14 protein-coding genes and 1 pseudogene are annotated in these 15234 nt (G+C 71.4%); 13 read left to right on the forward strand and 2 right to left on the reverse strand.

Annotated features, from left to right (window positions below):
* The first annotated feature begins 51 nt into the window (after positions 1–51).
* From glnA to QQA12_RS00530, 8 genes are all read left to right on the forward strand, one after another.
* A complete protein-coding gene (glnA, locus tag QQA12_RS00495) occupies positions 52–1461 on the forward strand; it encodes a type I glutamate--ammonia ligase (protein WP_054662198.1) in 1410 nt (469 codons plus the stop codon).
* Between the two features lie 288 nt (positions 1462–1749).
* On the forward strand, positions 1750–2088 hold the full coding sequence (locus tag QQA12_RS00500) for a P-II family nitrogen regulator (protein WP_056932548.1): 339 nt from the start codon (positions 1750–1752) through the stop codon (positions 2086–2088).
* Positions 2089–2174: 86 nt separating this feature from the next.
* Complete coding sequence (amt, locus tag QQA12_RS00505) at positions 2175–3518, forward strand: ammonium transporter (protein ID WP_226050806.1); 1344 nt, start codon at positions 2175–2177, stop codon at positions 3516–3518.
* 79 nt (positions 3519–3597) lie between these two features.
* Positions 3598–4659 (forward strand): ATP-binding protein, encoded by a 1062-nt coding sequence (locus tag QQA12_RS00510; RefSeq protein ID WP_056932550.1) that lies wholly within the window; start codon positions 3598–3600, stop codon positions 4657–4659.
* A complete protein-coding gene (ntrC, locus tag QQA12_RS00515) occupies positions 4652–6079 on the forward strand; it encodes a nitrogen regulation protein NR(I) (RefSeq protein WP_226050805.1) in 1428 nt (475 codons plus the stop codon). Before QQA12_RS00510 ends, ntrC begins: the two co-directional genes overlap by 8 nt.
* Positions 6080–6266: 187 nt before the next feature.
* Positions 6267–8729, forward strand: a complete 2463-nt coding sequence (locus QQA12_RS00520) for a protein kinase (RefSeq protein WP_226050804.1) — start codon at positions 6267–6269, stop codon at positions 8727–8729.
* Positions 8730–8868: 139 nt separating this feature from the next.
* Entirely contained in the window at positions 8869–9438 is a 570-nt protein-coding gene (locus tag QQA12_RS00525; RefSeq protein ID WP_226050803.1) for a superoxide dismutase family protein, read from the forward strand.
* 44 nt (positions 9439–9482) lie between these two features.
* Positions 9483–10103: a superoxide dismutase family protein gene (locus QQA12_RS00530; RefSeq protein WP_226050802.1), complete on the forward strand. Its 621-nt coding sequence runs from the start codon at positions 9483–9485 to the stop codon at positions 10101–10103.
* Positions 10104–10177: 74 nt separating this feature from the next.
* On the opposite strand, the gene QQA12_RS00535 is transcribed toward QQA12_RS00530, so the two are convergent.
* Positions 10178–11065, reverse strand: a complete 888-nt coding sequence (locus tag QQA12_RS00535) for a hypothetical protein (protein ID WP_226050801.1) — start codon at positions 11063–11065, stop codon at positions 10178–10180.
* 106 nt (positions 11066–11171) lie between these two features.
* Here QQA12_RS00535 and QQA12_RS00540 point away from each other — a divergent pair, with 106 nt between their 5' ends.
* From QQA12_RS00540 to QQA12_RS00560, 5 genes and pseudogenes are all read left to right on the forward strand, one after another.
* The gene (locus QQA12_RS00540) at positions 11172–12452 is read left to right on the forward strand and encodes an acetyl-CoA C-acetyltransferase (RefSeq protein ID WP_226050800.1); all 1281 of its coding nucleotides are present in this window, start codon (positions 11172–11174) and stop codon (positions 12450–12452) included.
* Between the two features lie 85 nt (positions 12453–12537).
* Positions 12538–12669 carry a hypothetical protein gene (locus QQA12_RS00545; protein WP_289211194.1) on the forward strand — a complete coding sequence of 44 codons (132 nt, stop codon included), beginning with the start codon at positions 12538–12540 and terminating at the stop codon, positions 12667–12669.
* Between the two features lie 20 nt (positions 12670–12689).
* Positions 12690–12848, forward strand: a pseudogene (locus tag QQA12_RS00550) (acetyl-CoA C-acyltransferase); the annotation flags it as partial.
* Between the two features lie 379 nt (positions 12849–13227).
* Positions 13228–14142: a hypothetical protein gene (locus QQA12_RS00555; protein ID WP_056932554.1), complete on the forward strand. Its 915-nt coding sequence runs from the start codon at positions 13228–13230 to the stop codon at positions 14140–14142.
* A 60-nt stretch (positions 14143–14202) separates the two neighbouring features.
* The gene (locus tag QQA12_RS00560; protein WP_182212641.1) at positions 14203–14754 is read left to right on the forward strand and encodes a hypothetical protein; all 552 of its coding nucleotides are present in this window, start codon (positions 14203–14205) and stop codon (positions 14752–14754) included.
* Positions 14755–14773: 19 nt separating this feature from the next.
* Here QQA12_RS00560 and QQA12_RS00565 read toward each other — a convergent pair whose 3' ends face one another.
* A complete protein-coding gene (locus QQA12_RS00565; RefSeq protein WP_056932556.1) occupies positions 14774–15211 on the reverse strand; it encodes a hypothetical protein in 438 nt (145 codons plus the stop codon).
* Positions 15212–15234 lie beyond the last annotated feature (23 nt).

Consider the following 15234-nt stretch of genomic DNA (forward strand, 5'->3'; position numbering starts at 1 on the left):
CACGCGAGTTGCTGTAGACAGCGCACGCCACTTCCACCGAGGTTTTGCCCGATGTCCCTGGAAAATATCGAGAAGCTCATCAAGGACAACCAGATCGAGTTCGTCGATCTGCGTTTCGTCGACATGCGCGGCATCGAGCAGCACGTGACCTTCCCGGTCTCGATCATCGAACCGTCGCTGTTCGAGGAAGGCAAGATGTTCGATGGCAGCTCGATCGCCGGCTGGAAGGGCATCGCCGAATCGGACATGGTGCTGATGCCGGACCCGGCCAGCGCCTACATCGACCCGTTCTACGCCGACCCGACCCTGGTGCTGACCTGCGACGTGCTCGACCCGGCCACCATGCAGGGTTATGGCCGTTGCCCGCGCGGCATCGCCAAGCGCGCCGAGGCCTACCTGAAGTCCTCGGGCATCGCCGACCTGGCGTTCTTCGGCCCGGAACCGGAATTCTTCATCTTCGACTCGGTCCAGTTCGCCAACGACATGGGCCACACCTTCTTCAAGATCAACTCCGAGGAAGGCGCCTGGAACACCGGCAAGCACTATGACGGCGCCAACAGCGGCTACCGTCCCACCGTGAAGGGCGGCTACTTCCCGGTGCCGCCGACCGATTCGCTGCACGACATCCGCGCCGAGATGTGCAAGGTGCTGACCCAGGTCGGCATCGAAGTCGAGGTGCACCACCACGAGGTGGCCAACGCCGGCCAGTGCGAGATCGGCGCCAAGTTCAACACGCTGGTGACCAAGGCCGACGAACTGCAGCGCATGAAGCACGTCATCAAGAACGTGGCGCACCGCAACGGCAAGACCGTGACCTTCATGCCCAAGCCGCTGGTCGGCGACAACGGCAGCGGCATGCACGTGCACCAGTCGCTGGCGAAGGAGGGCAAGAACCTGTTCTCCGGCGACGGTTACGGCGGCCTGTCGCAGATGGCGCTGTGGTACATCGGCGGCATCTTCAAGCACGCCCGCGCGATCAATGCCTTCAGCAACTCCGGCACCAACAGCTACAAGCGCCTGGTGCCCGGTTTCGAAGCACCCGTGATGCTGGCCTACTCGGCGCGCAACCGCTCGGCGTCGTGCCGCATCCCGTGGGTGTCCAACCCGAAGGCGCGGCGCATCGAGATGCGCTTCCCCGACCCGATCCAGTCCGGCTACCTGACCTTCACCGCGCTGATGATGGCCGGCCTGGACGGCATCCGTAACCAGATCGACCCGGGCGCGCCGAGCGACAAGGACCTGTACGACCTGCCGCCGGAGGAAGAGAAGCTGATCCCGCAGGTCTGCTCCTCGCTGGACCAGGCGCTGGAAGCGCTGGACAAGGACCGCGAGTTCCTCAAGGCCGGCGGCGTGATGAGCGACGACTTCATCGATGCCTACATCGCGCTGAAGATGAAGGAAGTGACCGCGTTCCGCGCGGCCACCCACCCGCTGGAGTACCAGCTGTACTACGCCAGCTGATGCCGGGCGGCCGCCTGCGCGCGGCCGCCGCACCCTCTTGCCGCCGGCAACGGCGGCGATGGCAAAGTCCCTCCCTCCCGCTTTCGCCATCGCCGCCCCCGGCGGCAAACCCGGCACCACCCAGGCAGTGGCAAGAGAACCCGGAAACGCGCCGTGCGGGCCAGGCCTTCCTCCCCCGCGTCACCGGCCCGCGGCGCATCCGGCGCACCGCCAGCGGCCGTTCCACGGCCGCTGGATGACACGATGCCGGCCCTCCGCGGCCGGTCTCCTCCACATCGGGACCCGCGCATGAAACTGATCTCCGCCATCATCCGCCCGTTCAAGCTCGACGAGGTCCGCGAGGCCCTGGGCGCGGCCGGCGTGTCCGGCATCACCGTTACCGAGGTCAAGGGCTTCGGCCGCCAGAAGGGCCACACCGAGCTGTATCGCGGCGCCGAGTACGTGGTCGACTTCCTCCCCAAGATCCGCATCGAAACCGCCGTCACCGACGACAACGTCGAGGCGGTGATCGAAACCCTGCAGGCGGCGGCCGGCACCGGCAAGATCGGCGACGGCAAGATCTTCGTCACCCCGCTCGAGCAGGTGGTGCGCATCCGCACCGGCGAAACAGGCGCCGACGCGCTCTAGAAGACCCGCTGACGCCCGCAGCCGTGGCGGCCAGCCGCCGGCACGGGACAGGGCGCCGGCCGCTTCCCCCACAACCGGAGTCGACAATGCGAATGGAAATTCTCGCCGGGCCGCGCGCCCGGTTCGGTGGCCCGTGCCTGTCATCCACCCTTGCCGGGCTGGCGCTGGCGCTGCTTCCCCTGGCCGCATCGGCGCAGGACGCGGCGCCGGCGTTCGACCGCGGCGACGTGGCCTGGATGCTCACCTCCACACTGCTGGTGCTGATGATGGTGGTGCCGGGGCTGGCGTTGTTCTACGGCGGGCTGGTGCGCGCCAAGAACGTACTGTCGGTGCTCAGCCAGGTGCTGGTGGTGTTCTCGCTGGTGCTGCTGTTGTGGGTGGGCTACGGCTACAGCGTGGTGTTCAGCGAGGGCAACGCGCTGTTCGGCTCGTTCACCCGCTTCGCCTTCCTGCAGGGCTTCACCCCGGCCTCGGTGGGCAACACGCCCGTCGCCGGCCTGCCGGACTACCTGTTCGTGGCGTTCCAGTCCACCTTCGCCGGCATCACCACCGCGCTGATCGTCGGCGCCTTCGCCGAGCGCATCCGCTTCCGCGCGGTGCTGCTGTTCTCGGCGCTGTGGTTCACCCTGGGCTACCTGCCCATGGCGCACAGCGTCTGGGGAGGCGGCTGGCTCGGGGCGATGGGGGCCATCGATTTCGCCGGCGGCACCGTGGTGCACATCAATGCCGGCGTCGCCGGACTGGTGGCGGCCTGGTTCGTCGGCAAGCGCCTGGGCTACGGCCACGTGGCGTTGAAGCCGCACAACCTGCCGCTGACCTGGCTCGGCGCGATGCTGCTGTGGGTGGGCTGGTTCGGCTTCAATGCCGGTTCGGCGGCGGCCGCCGACAGCGTGGCGTCGCTGGCGTTCATCAACACCCTGCTGGCCACGGCGGCCGCGGTACTGGGCTGGACATTGGTGGAGGCGGTGACCAAGGGCCACCCCTCGGCACTGGGCGCGGCGTCGGGCGCGGTCGCCGGCCTGGTCGGCGTGACCCCGGCCTGCGGCACGGTGGGGCCGCTGGGCGCCATCGTGATCGGCCTGGTCACCGGCATGCTCTGCGTGTGGGGCGTGACCGGCCTGAAGCGCCTGCTGCGGGCGGACGACACCGCCGACGTATTCGGCGTGCATGGCGTCGGCGGCATCGTCGGCGCCCTGCTGACCGGCGTGTTCAGCGCGCAGTCGCTGGGCGGAACCAAGGTGGACCTGGATATCGCCCACCAGCTGTGGGTGCAGGCGGTCAGCGTCGGCTTCACCGTACTGTGGAGCGCGGCGGTCACCGCGCTGGTCCTGCTGGTGGTGCGCGCGCTGGTCGGGCTGCGCGTGAGCGAGGAAGCCGAACGTACCGGCCTGGACATCAGTACCCATGGCGAATCGGCCTACGAGGCCTGAGCGCGACGGGCCGGGCGGGCGCTGCCCGCCGGCCCCGCCGGGGGCGGCACAGCCGGCGGCTTTGCACTACATTGGTGCAATGCACGACACCGTCCCCCCGCCCACCGCCGAGCTGATGGCCACGCCGCTGGTATGGGCCGCGGCGGACGGCCGCATCGCCGGCGCCAACCCGGCGTTCTGCCGCTGGCTGGGGGTGAGCGTGCGGCGCCTGCTGGCGCAGCCGCTGGCGTCGCTTGAGAGCCAGGGCGACGACCTCGCCGAGCGCCTGGCGCAGGGCTGGGACGGCGCCGACGCCGTGCGCCTGCCGCGGCTGGCGCTGGCCCTGCCCGGTGATCGCGCCCGGTTCGCCGAGGGCTGGCTGACCGCGCTGGATGCCGGCGGCTGGCTGCTGGAGGCGCACCCGGTGGACGAGTTCGCCGCGCCCGATCCGGCGCAGGTGCTGCCCGGCGCCTTCAGCGCGGCGCTCAAGGGCCTGGCCCATGAACTGCGCAATCCGCTGGCCGGGCTGAAGGGCGCGGCGCAGCTGCTGGCGCGCCGCGCGGGCAACCGCGATGCGGCAGAGGGCGAGCTGATCGAGCTGATCGGTGCCGAGATCGAACGCCTCAACACCCTGCTCGAGCAGCTGCTGTCGCCGGCGCCGCAGCGGCCGCACGCGCCGCTCAACATCCATGCCGCGCTCGAACGGGTGCTGCGCCTGGCCGAGAACGAGGCCGGCTGGACCCTGCAGCTGCAGCGCGATTACGACCCCAGCATCCCCGAGTTCGCCGGCGACGCCGACCGCCTGACCCAGGCCCTGCTCAACCTGGTGCGCAATGCGATCCAGGCCGGCGCCACGCGCATCGTGCTGCGCACCCGGGTCGAACATGGCGTGCGCACCTCCGAGCACGCCTCGCCACTGGCGCTGCGCCTGGAAGTGGCAGACGACGGGCGTGGCGTGCCCGAGGACCTGGCCGAACACCTGTTCCTGCCGCTGGTCAGCGGCCGCGCCGAAGGCACCGGGCTCGGCCTGGCGTTGGCCCAGCAGGTGGCGCGCGAGCACCGCGGCACCCTGAGCTTCCGTTCGCGCCCCGGGCATACCGTGTTCACCCTGTTGCTGCCGTTGCCGGTGGCCGGCGAGGAAAAGGAGGCCACCGATGCCTGACGTGTCCCCCCCGGCGGCGACGATCTGGGTGGTCGACGACGACCGCGCGGTGCGCTTCGTCCTGACCACCGCGCTGCGCGACGCCGGCTATGCGGTGGAGGGTTTCGACAGCGCCGCGGCGGCGCTCGCCGCATTGGCGCGGCAACCGGTGCCCGACCTGCTGTTCACCGACGTGCGCATGCCCGGCGACGACGGGCTGGTGCTGCTGGAAAAGCTCAAGGCCGCGCATCCGCAGCTGCCGGTGATCGTGATGTCGGCCTACACCGACGTGGCCAGCACCGCCGGTGCGTTCCGCGGCGGCGCGCACGAGTTCCTGTCCAAGCCGTTCGACCTGGACGACGCGGTGGAACTGGCGCGCCGCGCGCTGCCCGAGCCCGAGCCGCGCGCGGCGGTGGCTGCGGCACCCGCGCCGGGCGACGAGGCGCCGCAGCTGATCGGCGACACCGCGGCCATGCGCGCGCTGTTCCGCGCCATCGGGCGGCTGGCGCAGGCGCCGCTGTCGGTGCTGATCAACGGCGAGACCGGCACCGGCAAGGAACTGGTGGCCAACGCGCTGCACCGCGAATCGCCGCGCGCGCGCGGCCCGTTCGTCGCGCTCAACACCGCCGCCATTCCCGCCGAACTGCTGGAGAGCGAACTGTTCGGCCACGAGGCCGGCGCCTTCACCGGCGCGGCCAGGCGCCACATCGGCCGCTTCGAGCAGGCCCATGGCGGCACCCTGTTCCTGGACGAGATCGGCGACATGCCGCTGCCGCTGCAGACGCGGCTGCTGCGGGTGCTGGCCGAAGGCGAGTTCTTCCGCGTCGGCGGGCGCGAATTGATCCATGTCGACGTGCGCGTGGTCGCCGCCACCCACCAGGACCTGGAGGCGCTGGTCGAGCAGGGCCGTTTCCGCGCCGACCTGCTGCACCGGCTGGACATGGTGCGGCTGTGGCTGCCGCCGCTGCGCGAACGCCTGGACGACGTGGCCACCCTGGCCGCCACGTTCCTGGGCAACGCCGCGCGCCGGCTCGACATGCCACCCAAGCGCCTGTCCGGCGCCGCCATCCAGGCACTGCGCCAGCACGACTGGCCCGGCAACGTGCGCGAGCTGGAAAACGTGTGCTGGCGGCTGGCCGCGCTGGCGGTGGCCGACACCATTTCCGCCGCCGACGTGCAGGCGGCGCTGGCCCGGGGCGGCCGCACCCGTACGGGCGCGACTGCGCCGGCGCAGTGGGACCAGGCCCTGGCGCAGTGGGCGCGGCAACGCCTGGCCGAAGGTGCCAGCGGCCTGCACGCCGAGGTGCGCGAGCGCATGGACGCGGTGCTGCTGGAGGCCGCGCTGGCGGCCACCGACGGCCATCGCGGCGATGCCGCGGCGCGGCTGGGGGTGGGCCGCAACACGGTGACGCGCAAGCTGGGACCGGGGCGCAAGCGCTGAGCGATGGGGGCATGGCGCCTGCCGGAACGGGGCGGATCGGGCCGCTGCCGGCCGTGTATGATCGGCCCCCCATGGAGATGCGGGCGCCACTTGCGGACACGGCCATCCAGGCGCAGCGCCTGGCCGCGCCGCCGTCGGTGATATCGCCGCCTGCGCGGCTCCCCCGCCATCGTCGACGCCCGCACCCATGTTGAACGCCGATGCCTGGCAACGCCTGAGCGAACTGTTCCATCGCGCCACCCAGCTGCCCGAGAGCGAACGGATCGGCTTCATCCATTCGCAGACCGGGGATGATCCGGAGCTGCAGCGCGAACTGCTGGCGCTGCTTGCCGCCGACACCGACCCCACCCGTCTGCATGGCCCGCTGCGCGAGGCGGTCAAGGTCGCGGCCCAGGCCAGCGAGGCGGAGGTGATGCCGGGAACCCGGTTCGGGCCGTGGGCGGTGGAGCGGATGATCGGTTCCGGCGGCATGGGACGGGTCTACCTGGCACGGCGCGCCGATGGCGCCTATGAGCGCCAGGTCGCGCTCAAGCTGGTGCGCGCCACCGCGCTGGACCAGCGCCGCCATCCGCACTTCGAGTACGAGTGCCGCCTGCTGGCGCAGATGCAGCACCCGGCCATCGCCCAGATCCACGACGCCGGCATCGATGACGACGGCCGCGCATGGCTGGTGATGGAGTACATCCACGGGCAGCCGATCTCCGCCTGGTGCGACCAGAACCTGCTGGGCCTGCGCCAGCGCGTCGAGCTGCTGGTCAAGGCCGGCGAAGGCGTGCAGCACGCGCACCAGAAGGGCGTCATCCATCGCGACCTGAAGCCCGGCAACATCCTGGTCGCCGCGGTCGACGGCCAGCCCCTGCCCAAGATCATCGACTTCGGCATCGCCATGGATGCGGCCGCCGCCGAGCAGGCCCCCGGCGGCGGTACCCCCGGCTACATGAGCCCGGAGCAGGCCCGCCCGGGCAACGAGACCGACGCCCGCAGCGACGTGTATTCGCTGGGCGCGCTGCTGTACGAACTGGCCTGCGGCGCGGCACCGGACGATCCCGTGGTCCCGCCTTCGCGGCATCTGCAGGCGCAGCCGCTGCCGCGGCAACGGGAACTGGCCGCGCTGCGCGGCAGCACGCCGGCCCGGCTGCGGCGCGCCCTGCGCGATGGCATCGACGCGATCGCGCTCAAGGCGCTGCAGCCCGAACGCGCCGCGCGCTACGCCTCGGTGTCGTCGCTGCTGGACGACCTGCGGCGCTGGCTCGCGCATTACCCGCCGCACGCGGCGGGCCAGGTGGGTTGGCTGGGCGTACGCACCTTCGTGCGCCGCAACCGGCTGGCGGTGGCGGCCGCATCGGCGGTGGTCGTGGCGCTGGTCGCGGGCCTGGCCGCCACCACCTGGTCGTTGCGCGAGGCACGCCAGGAAGCGGCGCGGGCCAGGGTGACGTCCGAGTTCCTGGCCTCGGTGCTGGACAGCGTCGATCCGGCGGTGTCGCAGGACCTGGACAAGACCCTGATGCTGCGCGTGCTCGACGACGCCTCGCAGCGGGCGGCGCGGGAGCTGGCGGCCTATCCGGACATCCGTGCCGACGTGGAACTGATCGTCGCGGTCAACCAGGCCAACCTGGAAGAGTACGACCGGGCCATCGCCCACCTGCAGTCGATCCGGGCGCTGGCCGCGGCGCACCCGGACAGGCTGGAATTCCAGGGCCTGCGCGCGATGCAGGTGCTCGGCCATGCCTACCTGTCGTCGGACCAGCTCAAGCTGGCCGACGCGACGTTCGCCGAGGGCATCGTCCGCGCGCAGCGCGCCGGCGCCGCGCACCGATGGATGGCCCTGGACATGCAGTCGCGCCGCGCCTGGGTGCTGTTCGTGCAGGGCCGGGTGGATGAGGCGATGCGGCTCGCGCGCGAAGCGTTCGACGGACTCTCCCGGCAGCTCCCGGCCGATGACCAGGCACGCCTTGACGCCGCCAAGCGCTATGCTGAAATCCTGGCCACCAGCGGCGATCAGGCCCGCGCGATGGAACTGCTGGCCGAGGTGATCCGGCACCAGACCGTCCTGCATGGCCGCGAGCACCCCCTGACCCTGTCGGCACGCCGCGACCTGGCGGTCGCGCGCCTGCAGAAGCGCGATTTTGCCGGCGCCGAGCCGGAACTGCGGCAACTGGCCGCCACCTACGCACGCCTGTACGGTGCCGACAACGGCCTTGCCGTGAACACCCTGGGCATGCTCGGCAGCGCATTGCGCGAGCAGGGCAAGGTGAAGGAGGCCGGCCCTTACTATCGGGCGACGATGGAGTGGAATGCCACCCGTTACGGCGCCGATTCCTTTTCCGCGGTGATCACCCGCCACAACCATGCCAACTGGCTGCTGGCCGATGGCCAGGCCCTTGCATCGGAACAGGAACAGCGTGCGCTCCTGGAGATCGCCGACCGTACCCTGGGGCGCGACCACCACGTCACCGCCGAGATCCTGCGCGGGCTGGCCGAGGCGGTGCTGGCGCAGGGACGGGCAGATGAAGCCCTCCGCCACGCCAACGAATCGCTGCGGGTCATGCGCCAGGTCTACGGCGACCAGAACCAGGCGGTGCTGCGCGACGTGCGCGACACCCTGGCCAAGGTGGAGGCCGCCGCGCAGGCGAAAACCGGGGCGCGCTGAACACGGCTGCGCACCGGCGCTCGACCCGGGCGGAGGGAACGGGCATCGTTGCAGCGGTCCACCACCGCGGCCCTGCCGGCACCCGATCCTGCGCCTGCGCAGCGGCGCCGCACCGGCCGCACACTGCAAGGAGTGACACATGCGCCTTTCCCTCCCGCTGGCGGTCCTCGCCACCACCACCCTGCTGGCCGCCTGCGGCACGCGCCCACCGGCGCGGCCGGAAGCGCCGCCGGCGCCACCGGCGATGGGCACCGCACAGATGGCCGAAGCGAACCTGGCACCGGCATCGGCCAGTCTGGTCAGCGGCCGCGTCGCGCTGGTGCCTGAAGCCGGCGGCGTGCACATCACCGGGGTGATCGGCGGCCTGCCGCGCGGCCGCCAGGTCGCGTTCCACGTGCACGAGAAGGGCGACTGCAGCGCGGTCGATGCCAGCAGCGCCGGTGGTCATTTCAATCCTGCGGCCCAGCCGCACGGCCGCGCCGGCGGTGGCGCGCACCATGCCGGCGACATGGACAACCTGCAGGCCAACGCCGAAGGCGTCGTACACGTGGACGTACGCCTGCGGGGCGTTACCCTTGGCGGCGGCGCGGCCAACGACATCGCCGGCCGCGCCCTGGTGGTCCATGCCGACGCCGACGACTACCACAGCCAGCCGGCGGGCAACGCCGGTGCCCGGGTCGCCTGCGGCGTGATCCGCGTCACCCGCTGAATGCGGTGGTCCGGCCGATCCAGTTCAACGAAGGGAGTACGACGATGCGTTTGATCCACACCAGCCTGTTCCTCGCCAGCGCCCTGGTGCTGAGCGCCTGCAAGCAGGACGCCGAACCGGCCGCCACGCCGGCCGGTACCGCGCCCGAGACTGCGGCCGGCACCCCGGCTCCAGCCGCCGACCCGGCCACGCCGCCGGCGATGGAGGCCGCCGTGGCCACCGCCGAACTGCAGCCGACCAAGGACAGCACCGTCAAGGGCAGCATCCGCTTCACCCTGGTTGACGGCAGGCTGCATGCCAGCGGCGACATCAGCGGGCTCAAGCCGGGCAGCGAGCACGGTTTCCACATCCACGAGAAGGGCGACTGCAGCGCGCCGGACGGCAGCAGCGCCGGTGGCCACTTCAACCCGGGCAACGCCGAGCACGGCAGCATCGACGCGGCCGCGCACCATGGCGGCGACATGCCCAACATCGTCGCCGACGCGCAGGGCAATGCCCGCGTGGACGGCCCGGTGTCGAGCAACGTCAACGCCGGCAAGGGCGATGGCTTCGACATCATCGGCCGCGGCCTGATCGTCCATGCCGACCCGGACGATTACCACAGCCAGCCCACCGGCAACGCCGGCGCGCGCCTGGCCTGCGCGGTGATCGCCAAGGCCGAGTAACGCCATCGGCGGCATGAACGCAGAACGCCGGCATCAGCCGGCGTTCTGCATTGCACACCGGTGGTTGCCGGTGATCAGTGCGCCATCACCTCGCGCGCGTCCTGGCCGGCCTCCACGTGCACGTACAGCACGTCCAGCCCATGCGCCTCGAGTACCGCGGCCATCTGCCGCTGGCGCATCAGGTACTGCTCATACACGCGCTGCAGGCGGTCGCAGTCGTTGCGGTCGTGGGCGTAGTGCGCGCACCACCCGGCCGGGTCGAACAGGGCCATGCGCACTTCGCTGCCCGTATAGCGCAGCAGCGGCTCGGGTGCCGCGTCCAGCCACTGCTCGCGCTGCGGCGAGAACATCGCCGTCTCCAGCAGCGGCCACAACCCGGCCAGGCCCTGGTTGTCGTACTGCATGGCCATCATCGCGGCCAGGTCGTTGACGGTGAAATAGCGCGCGTGCTCGACCTGCGCACCAAAGGCGTCCTGCGCCAGCAGGGCGGTATCGGCCTGGGCCATGCCGTTGGCCAGCAGCACGTCTTCCAGTGCATCGCGGGTCTCGGCCAGCAGCGTGGCGTCGCTGCCGGTCAGCACGAACGGCAGCACCCGCAGGCCGCCACCGGTCAGTGCCGGGTCGGCCTGCAGCGGCAGCGGCACGTCGCCCGCCGCATCGGCGCCGAAGGCGAGCAGGCGCGGGCCCTGGTTGCGCCCGGGGGCGCGCATCTGCAGTTCTTCCAGGCGGCGGTGCACCGGCCAGCCGGGGCGCAGCACCTCGGCCGGATCGAAATGCGCCGCGACCAGCACCAGGTCCAGCCCGCTGGCCTGCGGTACCAGCTTCTGCAGGTCGCGGCCGACCAGTGCGGCCAGTTCGCCGGCCTGGCTGGAGGGCAGCGCGGCGAGCCGCGGCTGCTGGCCGCCGGCCAGTTCCAGCGCCATCACGCCCAGTGCGTTCATGTCGGGGTTGGGATTGCTCATGGTTCGCGGTTGGCCCGTCACAGGCTCGAAGCTACACTCAATGTCCATTATGCCTGCTGCCGCAGGCAGGTCCGCGTCGCCTTCCCCCATCAGCCCAGGTAACCGCATGTCCAGCGCCCGTCCCGTCGCCATCCTCGGTGGTGTCCGCATTCCGTTCTGCCGCCAGAACACCGCCTACGCGGACGTCGGCAATCTGGGCATGTCGGTGCGCACCCTCGGCGCGCTGGTCGAGCGCTTCGGCCTGCACGGCCAGCAGCTGGGCGAAGTGGCGATGGGCGCGGTGATCAAGCATCCCAGCGACTGGAACCTCGGCCGCGAGGCCGCGCTGTCCTCCGGGCTGTCGCCGCTGACCCCGGGCATCACCCTGCAGCGCGCCTGCGGTACCTCGCTGGACAGCATCATCACCGTGGCCAACAAGATCGCCCTGGGCCAGATCGACTCGGGCATCGGCGGCGGTTCGGACACCACCTCCGACGTGCCGATCGTCTACGGCAAGAAGCTGCGCGGCCGCCTGCTGGCCGCCAACCGCGCCAGGACCACCGGCGACAAGGTCAAGGCGCTGCTGTCCGGGTTCCGCCTGTCCGAGCTCAAGCCCGAGTTCCCCGGCGTTGCCGAGCCGCGCACCGGCAAGAGCATGGGCGACCACTGCGAGGACATGGCCAAGGAGTGGAACATCTCGCGCGATTCGCAGGACGAGTGGGCGGTGGCTTCGCACCGCAAGCTCGCCGCCGCCTACGAGCGCGGCTTCTTCAGCGACCTGATCGCTCCGTTCCGTGGGGTCGAGCGCGACAACATCCTGCGCCCGGACACCTCGCTGGAGAAACTGGCCACGCTGAAGCCGGCGTTCGACAAGACTTCCGGCCGCGGCACCCTGACCGCGGCCAACTCCACGCCGCTGACCGACGGCGCCGCCGCGGTGCTGCTGGCCAGCGAGGAATGGGCGCGCGCCCACGGCCATGAACCGCTGGCGTACCTGCGCGACGCGCAGGTGGCGGCGGTGGATTTCGTGCATGGCGAGGGCCTGCTGATGGCGCCGACCATCGCCGTGCCGGAGATGCTCCGCCGCAACGGCCTGACCCTGCAGGACTTCGACATCTACGAAATCCACGAGGCTTTCGCCGCGCAGGTGCTGTGCACGCTGCGTGCGTGGGAGAGCGAGGACTACTGCCGCAACCGCCTGGGCCTGGACGCGCCGCTGGGCCGCATCGACCCGGAGAAGATCAATCCGCTGGGCTCGTCGCTGGCCACCGGCCACCCGTTCGCCGCCACCGGCGCGCGCATCGTCGCCACCGTGTCCAAGGAGCTGGCCGAACGCGGCGGCGGCCGCGCGCTGGTGTCGATCTGCACCGCCGGCGGCATGGGCGTGGTGGCGATCATCGAGCGCTGATTTCCCCGGCGAACGTCCACATGGGCGTGGCCCCGGGCACCTGGCCGCACTGGAACCACCGCGCTGCGCCGACGGCCCATCCGGTGTGCTGGCGCCGCGTGCCAGGGTCGTGGCCTGTACCGATCCGTTCCATGCCCGCCATCTCGACGGGCGGGTGGCGCTGCGCCACGACTGCGAGGCGATCCGTGGGCAGGTATCGGCGGCGGCCTCGAACTGATCAATCCCCACGTGCAGCTGCTGGGCTCGTCGCTGGCCACCGGCCACCCGTTCGCCGCCACCGGCGCGCGCATCGTCGCCACCGTGTCCAAGGAGCTGGCCGAACGCGGCGGCGGCCGCGCGCTGGTGTCGATCTGCACCGCCGGCGGCATGGGCGTGGTGGCGATCATCGAGCGCTGATCCGCCGCCGGCGCTCCACGGCGACGCGGCCGAAGCGCTGCTCGCCCGGGAAGCCCCCGTGCCGCGCTGGCGACCGCTCCGGTTTCCGCGCGCTGCGTGCCGCGGCCATGGCCTGTACCAATCCGTTCCACGCCGGCCGCCACGGCCGGCCGATGGCGTTGTCGTCGCCCGGGTGCGCGGGGAGCCAGGCAACTCCCGGGCAGCGGGGCGCCGCCATTCCAGCGCGTGACCGGAACTGGTGGCCAGGCGCGCCTCGCCGGGGACGCACCGGCGTGTCCGGCCGCGCCGCCGCGCGCCGCTGATCCGCGCCCACTGCCCCCTGCCGGGTTCCCTGACCGACTGCTATCGTCGGCGCTTCGGCGGAGACCAGGGACGGGACATGAAGCGCATCACGATGGGGCTGGGCGTGCTGTTGGCGACGCTGGCGGCGCCAGCCGCGGCGATGACGTTCATGACGGTTGAGTATGTCTGCCCGATTGGTGGCGAGCGCTTCAGCGCCAGCACCATGGGCTCGGGCACGGCGTTCGGCCATTTCCTGGACGGGCGCGCGCATGGCGCCATCCAGTCGCCGTGGCCGCTGGTGGAGTGCCCGGGCAACGGCTTCCTGCTGTTCCGCGAGGCCTTCGACAAGACCGAGCTTGAGGCGCTGGGTGCCTACGTGCAGAGCGATGACTACCAACGCCTGCGCGGCATGGAAACCAGTTACTGGCGGCTGGCGCAGCTGCTGCGGGTGATCGGTGCGCCGGCCGCCGAGCAGGCCGGTGCGCTGCAGCGGGCGAGCTGGCAGGCCTCACCGGCGCAGTACCCGCGCTACGTGGCCGCCACGTCGGCCGCGTTCGCCCGGCAATGCCCCGATGGCCAGGCCGCGCGCGATGGCCAGTGGCTGTACTGCCAGATGCTGCTTGGCGAATGGGAGCGGCGGCTGTCGCGGTTCGAACCGGCGCGGGCGCGCTTCAACGCGCTGCTGCCGCAGGTGGCGGCCCTGGTGACCGGGCCGGATCGCGAGCGGGTGGCCAGGCAGTACGCCGCCGAGATCGCCCAGCAGCTGCAGCTTATCGACGCGGGCGACAGCCGGTCGACGATGGCGGTGGATGCCAATGCGCCGGCGGCTGCCGCGGCCGGCCCGGCTCCCGGTTCCGCGGCCGACGCGGCCTCGGCGGCCGATGCTTCCGCATCGCCGGTGGAAATGGTGGCCGGAACCACTGCGGATGCGGCGTCAATGGCCGCCGACGCGGCCGCCGACGCGGCCCGCGAGGCCAACGCCGATGCGTTGGCCGGCGAAGGGGATCGCTGAGCGTTCGGACAGGGCGTGCCTGCGCCCTGGTCAATCATGGGGTGAAGGGAGATGCCTGGGATGAACACGTTCAATCCGTACGCGGCACCGCAAAGCGCGGTGCTGCCGCCAGCGCTGGAGGGCAGCGGCGGCACGGAAAACTGCTGGCGTGACGGATCCGACCTGCTGGCGCGGCCGCAGGCCGACCTGCCACGCTACTGCGTCAAGTGCGGCGAACCGGCAGTGGACTACCGCAAGCGCAGCTTCTACTGGCATTCGCCCTGGCTGTACCTGCTGATCCTGCTGCAGATGATCATCTACCTGGTCGTCGCGTTGATCGTGCGCAGGCAGGGCCAGCACCAGGTCGGGCTGTGTGCCGCACACCAGGGCCAGCGCCGCCGTTTCATCCTGATGGCCTGGCTGTCGCCGCTGCCGTTGATGGGCGGCTTCATGCTGGAGACCGGCACCACGATGCTGCTGGGCAGCCTGGCGTTCTTGGTGATGCTGTTCTGGGGCCTGATCGGGATGCGCATCCTCAAACCGCGGCGGATCACCCGGGAGCTGGCGGTCTATGGCGGTGTCTCGCCACGGCTGTTGGAACGGCTGCCGCGCTACCCGTACCGGCGCGACTGAACGTGCCCGTCGCGGCCGCTCAGGGCGTGTCCGCCGCCGGCGAGTGGTCGAGCAGGAACTGGCTGATCTCCCGCCGCAGCGGCAGGTCGTCGGTGGTGCGGGCGAAGGCGTCGGCCTGGAGCGCGTAGTCGCGGGCGGCGTCGAGTTCGTCCAGGTTGGAATGGCGTTCGGCCAGCGCCAGGCAGATCGAGGCGGCGTAGCCGGCGGCCCCGGCGGCGGTGGCCAGCGGCAGGGCGCGCAGGTACAGGGCGATGGCCAGGCGGTCATCGCCGGTGAAATCGGCCAGGGTTTCCCACAGGAACGGATGGTCGCGGCCGGCGGCGGCCAGCGATTCGCAGTAGCGGCGCAGTTCGTCGTAGCCGGCCTCGGCGGCGTCGGCCGCGCCGGACTGGCCGGCGTCGATGATGCGGTCGGTCAGTTCCACGACGCGGGCGTGGATATCGGCAGGTATGTTCATCGGAACGCGTGGGCAGGAACGGG

The organism is Stenotrophomonas sp. 17(2023) (assembly GCF_030345315.1).
Classification (GTDB): Bacteria; Pseudomonadota; Gammaproteobacteria; order Xanthomonadales; family Xanthomonadaceae; genus Stenotrophomonas; species Stenotrophomonas acidaminiphila.

What these genes read in the sequence shown, in the direction of transcription:
- QQA12_RS00535 (WP_226050801.1), bottom strand. Translation starts at nt 11,065, where the DNA reads ATGAGCAATCCCAACCCCGACATGAACGCACTGGGCGTGATGGCGCTG.
- QQA12_RS00500 (WP_056932548.1), top strand. Translation starts at nt 1,750, where the DNA reads ATGAAACTGATCTCCGCCATCATCCGCCCGTTCAAGCTCGACGAGGTC.
- QQA12_RS00520 (WP_226050804.1), top strand. Translation starts at nt 6,267, where the DNA reads ATGTTGAACGCCGATGCCTGGCAACGCCTGAGCGAACTGTTCCATCGC.
- amt (WP_226050806.1), top strand. Translation starts at nt 2,175, where the DNA reads ATGCGAATGGAAATTCTCGCCGGGCCGCGCGCCCGGTTCGGTGGCCCG.
- glnA (WP_054662198.1), top strand. Translation starts at nt 52, where the DNA reads ATGTCCCTGGAAAATATCGAGAAGCTCATCAAGGACAACCAGATCGAG.
- QQA12_RS00530 (WP_226050802.1), top strand. Translation starts at nt 9,483, where the DNA reads ATGCGTTTGATCCACACCAGCCTGTTCCTCGCCAGCGCCCTGGTGCTG.
- QQA12_RS00510 (WP_056932550.1), top strand. Translation starts at nt 3,598, where the DNA reads ATGCACGACACCGTCCCCCCGCCCACCGCCGAGCTGATGGCCACGCCG.
- QQA12_RS00525 (WP_226050803.1), top strand. Translation starts at nt 8,869, where the DNA reads ATGCGCCTTTCCCTCCCGCTGGCGGTCCTCGCCACCACCACCCTGCTG.
- ntrC (WP_226050805.1), top strand. Translation starts at nt 4,652, where the DNA reads ATGCCTGACGTGTCCCCCCCGGCGGCGACGATCTGGGTGGTCGACGAC.
- QQA12_RS00555 (WP_056932554.1), top strand. Translation starts at nt 13,228, where the DNA reads ATGAAGCGCATCACGATGGGGCTGGGCGTGCTGTTGGCGACGCTGGCG.
- QQA12_RS00560 (WP_182212641.1), top strand. Translation starts at nt 14,203, where the DNA reads ATGAACACGTTCAATCCGTACGCGGCACCGCAAAGCGCGGTGCTGCCG.
- QQA12_RS00565 (WP_056932556.1), bottom strand. Translation starts at nt 15,211, where the DNA reads ATGAACATACCTGCCGATATCCACGCCCGCGTCGTGGAACTGACCGAC.
- QQA12_RS00540 (WP_226050800.1), top strand. Translation starts at nt 11,172, where the DNA reads ATGTCCAGCGCCCGTCCCGTCGCCATCCTCGGTGGTGTCCGCATTCCG.